General features: G+C 70.8%; 4 protein-coding genes. 3 read left to right on the top strand and 1 reads right to left on the bottom strand.

Annotated elements, in window-relative coordinates:
* Nucleotides 1-435 precede the first annotated feature (435 nt).
* The 3 genes from ACIBG4_RS11455 (at nucleotide 436) to ACIBG4_RS11445 (ending at nucleotide 4,622) form a co-directional block, all read left to right on the top strand.
* Nucleotides 436-897: a glycosyltransferase gene (locus ACIBG4_RS11455; protein WP_397201711.1), complete on the top strand. Its 462-nt coding sequence runs from the start codon at nucleotides 436-438 to the stop codon at nucleotides 895-897.
* Between the two features lie 98 nt (nucleotides 898-995).
* Nucleotides 996-3,149 (top strand): RNA polymerase recycling motor ATPase HelR, encoded by a 2,154-nt coding sequence (gene helR / locus ACIBG4_RS11450; protein ID WP_397201710.1) that lies wholly within the window; start codon nucleotides 996-998, stop codon nucleotides 3,147-3,149.
* 102 nt (nucleotides 3,150-3,251) lie between these two features.
* Nucleotides 3,252-4,622: an erythromycin esterase family protein gene (locus ACIBG4_RS11445; protein WP_397201709.1), complete on the top strand. Its 1,371-nt coding sequence runs from the start codon at nucleotides 3,252-3,254 to the stop codon at nucleotides 4,620-4,622.
* Nucleotides 4,623-4,658: 36 nt separating this feature from the next.
* Here the strand turns inward: ACIBG4_RS11445 and ACIBG4_RS11440 are convergent, their stop codons facing one another.
* Nucleotides 4,659-5,873 (bottom strand): cytochrome P450, encoded by a 1,215-nt coding sequence (locus ACIBG4_RS11440; RefSeq protein WP_397201708.1) that lies wholly within the window; start codon nucleotides 5,871-5,873, stop codon nucleotides 4,659-4,661.
* Nucleotides 5,874-6,106 lie beyond the last annotated feature (233 nt).

Raw genomic sequence — 6,106 nt, 5'->3', positions numbered from 1 at the left:
GCGAGGCTGCCAACAGATGTCCTTCCGAGGGCTCGCGGCGGACTGACTACACGCACGCCAGACAACCTCGCAACGTGAGCAAGCGGAGCGGGTCGCCAAAAAGGGAGCGTGGAGGCATGAGCGTACCCGCTCAAATTACATTTGTCCACGCTCACGCAGACCCATCATTCCGGTCGCATTTCCAGGATGCCGTACGCCGTCGCCTTTGTCAATCGCCAAGCTCGCTCGTCAGAAGTCCCAGGGAGCACCGCCGGGGCCTGGGCCAGCACGAACGCCCACATCGGCCAGGTGAGGAAAACTCCGGAAGAAGGAAAGGGGAATGCCCGCGCCTTTCCACTCTCAACGTATAGCGCACCGAGGGGCTTGCGGCAAGACCCCGGTCATGCCGCACAATCGCTGACCGAGGCCACAGCCTGCGGATATGGGGGACGCGGAATGCGGGTGTTGTTGTCGACGTACGGATCGCGCGGAGACGTCGAACCGGTGGTGGGACTCGCGGTGCGGTTGCGCGAACTCGGCGCGGAGGTGCGGGTGTGCGCGCCGCCGGACGAGGAGTTCGCGCAGCGGTTGGCCGGCGTCGACGTGCCCCTGGTGCCGGTCGGCCGGTCGGCGCGCACGCTGACGACCGCGGCGACGCCCCCGTCGCCGGCGAGCCTGCCCGCGCGCGCGGCCGAGTTGATCGCCGACCTGTTCCCCGCGGTCACCGCGGCGGCCGAGGGATGCGACGCGTTGGTGGCGACCGGCCTGATGCCGGCCGCGGCCGGCGCGCTGTCGGTGGCCGAGAAACGGACCAGCCGTACTGGGCCGGCCGGGTGGCCGCGCTGGGCATCGGCGCGGCACACGACGGCCCGACGCCGACCACCGAGTCCCTGTCAGCCGCGCTCAGAACGGCCCTGACCCCCCGAGACCCACGCACGAGCGACCGCCGTGGCCGGCACGATCCGCACCGACGGAACGACGATGGCCGCCAAGCTGCTGCATCAGAGCTGAAGAAAGTGAATTCCGTGACCACCAGCGCGTTCGACCTTCCCGACCACCTCTCCCCCAAGGCCGACCCGGCCTTGATCGCCGGCGATGAGCGGCACTTCGCCGCCATCGCCGAGAGCCTCGAACAGTCGATCGCCGACCTGTCCGGCCGCCTCGACGCCGAGCGCAGGGCACCCGGCGGCCTCGGCCGGCAGGCGTTGGACCGGGACCTGGAGATCCACCGGCTGACCGCCCGCCTGCGCGCCCTGCGTCGCTTCGGTCTGGATTTGTGCCTCGGACACATGGTCGGCGCGGACGACCCCGAGCCCGTCTACATCGGACGGCTCGGCCTCACGGACAGCGCGGGTCGCCGGCTGCTGCTCGACTGGCGCTCCCCCGCGGCTGAGCCGTTCTTCGGAGCCACCCACGCCAACCCGATGGGTCTGACCAGCCGCCGCAGGTATCGCTGGACCCGCGGCCGGATCAGCGACTACTGGGACGAGGTGTTCACCGCGGACGGGTTCGAGGGCCACGCCGCGCTCGACGACCAGTCCGCCTTCATCGCCAGCCTGGGCGGCAACCGGTCCGCCCGGATGCGGGACGTGCTCGGCACCATCCAGGCCGACCAGGACGCCATCATCCGCGCGGGCTCCCGCGGCGCCCTCGTCGTCGACGGCGGCCCGGGTACGGGCAAGACGGTCGTCGCCCTGCACCGCTCCGCCTACCTCCTCTACTCCGACCCTCGCCTCGGTCACCACCGGGGCGGCGTGCTCTTCGTCGGCCCGCACCAGCCCTACCTGCACTACGTCTCCGACGTCCTGCCCAGCCTCGGCGAGGAGGGCGTGCAGACCTGCACCCTGCGGGACCTCGTCGCCGAGGGCGCGGCGGCGGGGATCGAGAGCGACCCGGACGTGGCCCGGCTGAAGTCGTCCGCGGACCTGGTGAAGGCGATCGAGCCGGCCGTCAGGTTCTACGAGAACCCGCCCACCAAGGGGATGACGGTCACGACCCCCTGGTCCGACATCTGGCTGAGCGTCGACGACTGGGCCGAGGCGTTCGAGGCGCCGGACCCCGGTACGCCGCACAACGACGCGCGCGACCAGATCTGGGAGGAACTGCTCACGATCCTGATGGACAAGCACGATAGCGACGAGGAAGTCCCGGCCGCCCTGCTCCGCAAGTCGCTGCTGCGGAACAGGGAGCTGCTCACGATCTTCAACCGCGCGTGGCCGCTGATCGACGCGGCCGACCTCGTCGGAGACCTCTGGTCGGTGCCCGCCTACCTGCGGATGTGCGCTCCCTGGCTCAGCCCCGACGAGGTCCGGGCGCTGCAGCGCCCGGACCCCCAGGCCTGGACGGTGTCCGACCTGCCGATCCTGGACGCGGCACGGCAGCGGCTCGGCGACCCGGAGGCGTCACGACGCAAGCGCCGGCATGCCGCCTCCGTCGCCGCCGAGCGCGAGGAGAGAGCCAAGGTCATCGACAACCTGCTCGCGGCCGATGACGACGGTGAAGGCGCGGTGACGATGCTGCGCCAACAAGACATGCAGGACGCCCTGGTCGACGAGGCCGCGCCGCTCCGCACCGAACCGGACCTGCTCGCCGGCCCGTTCGCGCACATCGTCGTGGACGAGGCTCAGGAACTGACGGACGCGGAGTGGCAGATGTTGCTGCTTCGCTGCCCGTCCCGGAGCTTCACCATCGTCGGGGACCGCGCCCAGGCCAGGCACGGGTTCACGGAATCGTGGCAGGAACGGCTCAAGCGGATCGGGCTGGACCGGATCGACCTGGCCTCCCTGACGATCAACTACCGGACCCCGGAAGAGATCATGACGGAGGCGGAGCCGGTCATCCGGGCCGTGCTCCCGGACGCCAACGTGCCGACCTCCATCCGCGTCAGCGGCGTCCCCGTCGTACACGGATCCGCCTCGGAGCTGAGCTCGATCCTCGACACCTGGCTCGCCGCCCACGCAGAGGGGATCGCCTGCGTCATCGGCGATCCCACGTTCCGGTCGACGTCCCGCGTCCGGTCGCTGACCCCGGAGCTGTCGAAGGGGCTGGAGTTCGACCTGGTCGTCCTCGTCGACCCGGAGGCGTTCGGCGAAGGCATCGAGGGGGCGGTCGACCGTTATGTCGCGATGACCCGAGCCACCCAGCGACTCGTCATCCTCACGACCTCCTGACGCCCGGACACTCGTTCGTCAGTGGGCTGTCCCCGTGCTGTCAGCGCTCCCGACGAGGCTGAGGCCCGTCAACGACACCCACTCACGTATCGGAAGACCATCATGAACAGCAAGACCTTGGGTGGCGCGCTGGTCCTCGGCCTCGCCGTCACCGCCGCCGTCGGCCCCGCCGCGATCGCCGACGCCGACAACCCGGCCGCCGTCGTGGCGGCCCTCAACGCCTCGGCCAAGCCGCTCGCCTCCACCTCCCCCCGAGGCGGGCTGCGGGACCTGGACGCGTTCGGTGCGATGGTGGCGGGCGCGAAGGTGGTCGCGGTCGGCGAGGCCACGCACAGCACCGCGGAGTTCTACACCCTCAACCACCGGCTGTTCCGCTACCTGGTGACCGAGAAGGGGTTCACCACCTTCGCCCGGGAGCTGAGCTGGAGCACCGGGGTGCGGCTGAACGACTACGTCCTGCACGGCAAGGGCGACCCGCGGCAGATCCTGCACGACGAGGTCACCGGCCCCTACGCGCTGTTCGACAACCGCGAGTTCCTCGCCCTCATCACCTGGATGCGCTCCTACAACGCCGCCCACCAGGCCAAGGTCCAGTTCATGGGCGCCGACCTGCTCTACCCCGGCGACGTCCTGTTCGACAAGGTGCTGGCCTACGTCAAGCAGTACCACCCCGGCCTGCTGGGCGAGTTCACCCAGTTGTACGACGGGCTGCGGCCGACGACCCCGAACGCCGGAGAGTACATGGGCCTGGCGCTGACCCAGCCGCTGCGGACCCGCCAGGACCACGCCCGGCGCGCCACCAAGGCGCTGAAGCTCCTTCAGCAGCAGGGCGCCGGCGGGAACGCCGAGGAGTACCGGTGGGCGGTGCAGCACGCCCGCGCCCTGTCACAGACCTTCACCGACTTCGCCTTCGACCAGGCCACCGCCGACGGACGCCGGCAGGCCCAGGAGTACCGCGACACCGTGCTGGCCGACAACGTCGTCTGGTGGAACACCACGACAGGCGACAAGATCCAGATGTCCGGGCTGAACTCGCACATCAGCTACACCCCGATCGACACCATGTTCGTGCCCGCCCCCATGGGCGGCGTCCTGCGCAGGCGCCTGGGCGACCGCTTCGTCACCGTCGGCACCAGCTTCGACCAGGGCGGCTACAACTTCACCGTCGACAAGGGCGAGTGCCCGGACGGCTCCACCCCCGCCGAGCGGCCCCTGGCCTGCAAGGGCTCGGTGGCGGCCGCCGGCTCGGACTACAACGAGTACGTCCTGGACCAGGTCCGCCACCGGGACTTCATCCTCGACACCCGCACCGCCTCCCCGGCCGCCCGCGCCTGGCTCGCCCGGCCCCGCCTCACCCGCATCATCGGCGGCGGCTTCTGGTCACCCGAGCAGGCGACCAAGGTCGCGCTCGGCGAGTCCTTCGACGTCGTGATCCACCTGCACACGGTCAAGGCCGCCACGCTGCTGCCGTGACCGGCGCCGCTACGTCACCGGTCGCCATGCCGTGTCTCAGCCGCCCTTGACCGGGAGCCGGCGGGGGCGATGGATCAGTCCGTCGTCGGTCCACCGGAGCGTCGGCAGGTCCTCCTGGGCGCGGAGGGTGGGCAGCCGCGTCACCAGGGCGCGGAAGGTTTCCTGCAGCTCCATCCTGGCCAGGTTCGCCCCCAGGCAGTAATGGGGACCATGGCCGAACGCCAGGTGCGGGTGGGGCGCCGTCCCGGCGAACCTCTGGATGTCGAACCGCAGCGAGTCCTCGAAGGCCGACGGGTCGTGGTTCGCGCCCGTGGGGTTGGGCAGGACGACGGAGCCCTTCGGGATCACGCCGCTGGGCAGCTCGACGTCCTCGGTGAGCACCCGGAGCAGGCCGTTCCCCCCGGGGCCCTCGCAGCGCAGGATCTCCTCCACCGCCGGCTCCACGAGCTCGGGCCGGGCCGCCAGGCGTGCGTACTGCTCGGGATGGCACAGCAGCCGGAACGTGCCCCGGATGATGATCGACGCGGTGGTCTCGTGACCGGCCATGATCAGCGTGAAGACCATGTGGGTCAGCTCCGCCTCGCTCAGCCTGTCGCCCGCGTCGCGGGCCTCGATGAGCAGGTCGATGAGATCGTCGCCCGGCCTGGCCCGATGCTCCGCGATCAGCTCGCCGGCGTACGCCATGAACGCGGCGAACCCCTCTCCCCGGGCCTCGGCGCTCGCCTCCGAGGTGGACAGGAACGTCTCCGTCCAGCCGCGGAACTGCTCGAACCGGTCCATCGGGACGCCGAGCATCTCGCAGATCACCCGCGCGGGCAGCGGCAGGGCGAAATCGGTGACCACGTCGAACTCCTGGCCGGCCGCGTCGAGCAGATCGTCGGCGATCGCCGCCGCGCGAGGCCGCCAGCGCTCGATGTGCCGGGGCGTGAAGGTGCCCTGCAGGATGCGGCGGTAGCGGGTGTGCTCCGGCGGGTCCTGGTTGATCAGCGCCGAGGAGTCGTCCTCCAGGGCGGTGCCGCTGACCATCCGGGGAAGGCCGGGCGCCCGCAGGTTGCGGCTGCCGGCCGGCGAGGCGAGAACGGCACGGACGTCCTCGTACCTGACGATCATGGGCACCCGGTCCCCGCTCGGCATGGTGATGAGCTCCATCGGAGCCTCGGCGAGCCTGCGGGCCAGTTCGGGAGAGGGGGCGCCGAGCGGGCCGGGCGGAAGCTCCGGCCAGGGCGATGTGGTGCTGGACCGTGCAGTCATGACCGCCTCCTGGCGATGCCGGCCGACGAGCCCCCTGAACGTACGTAACGGCGCGTAGCCGGTCAATGTCTCAGCGGCCACATCTCCCCTCGAACGCCGCGACGCTTCACTGTCGCCGGCGTCGCCGGGATCGGATGTGGATGGAGCGGTGTCGGCCTGGCCACACGGAAAGGTAGGGCCGGACCCACTCCGGAGCCGATCTGGCTGGGGCCAGGCTCCGCGGGGTGCACAGT

The organism is Nonomuraea sp. NPDC050383, assembly GCF_044459125.1.
GTDB lineage: Bacteria > Actinomycetota > Actinomycetes > Streptosporangiales > Streptosporangiaceae > Nonomuraea.
Note: the sequence above shows the minus strand (reverse complement) of the source record. Positions and strands in the feature narration are given on the sequence as shown.

What these genes read in the sequence shown, in the direction of transcription:
- ACIBG4_RS11455 (WP_397201711.1), top strand. Translation starts at nt 436, where the DNA reads ATGCGGGTGTTGTTGTCGACGTACGGATCGCGCGGAGACGTCGAACCG.
- ACIBG4_RS11440 (WP_397201708.1), bottom strand. Translation starts at nt 5,873, where the DNA reads ATGACTGCACGGTCCAGCACCACATCGCCCTGGCCGGAGCTTCCGCCC.
- ACIBG4_RS11445 (WP_397201709.1), top strand. Translation starts at nt 3,252, where the DNA reads ATGAACAGCAAGACCTTGGGTGGCGCGCTGGTCCTCGGCCTCGCCGTC.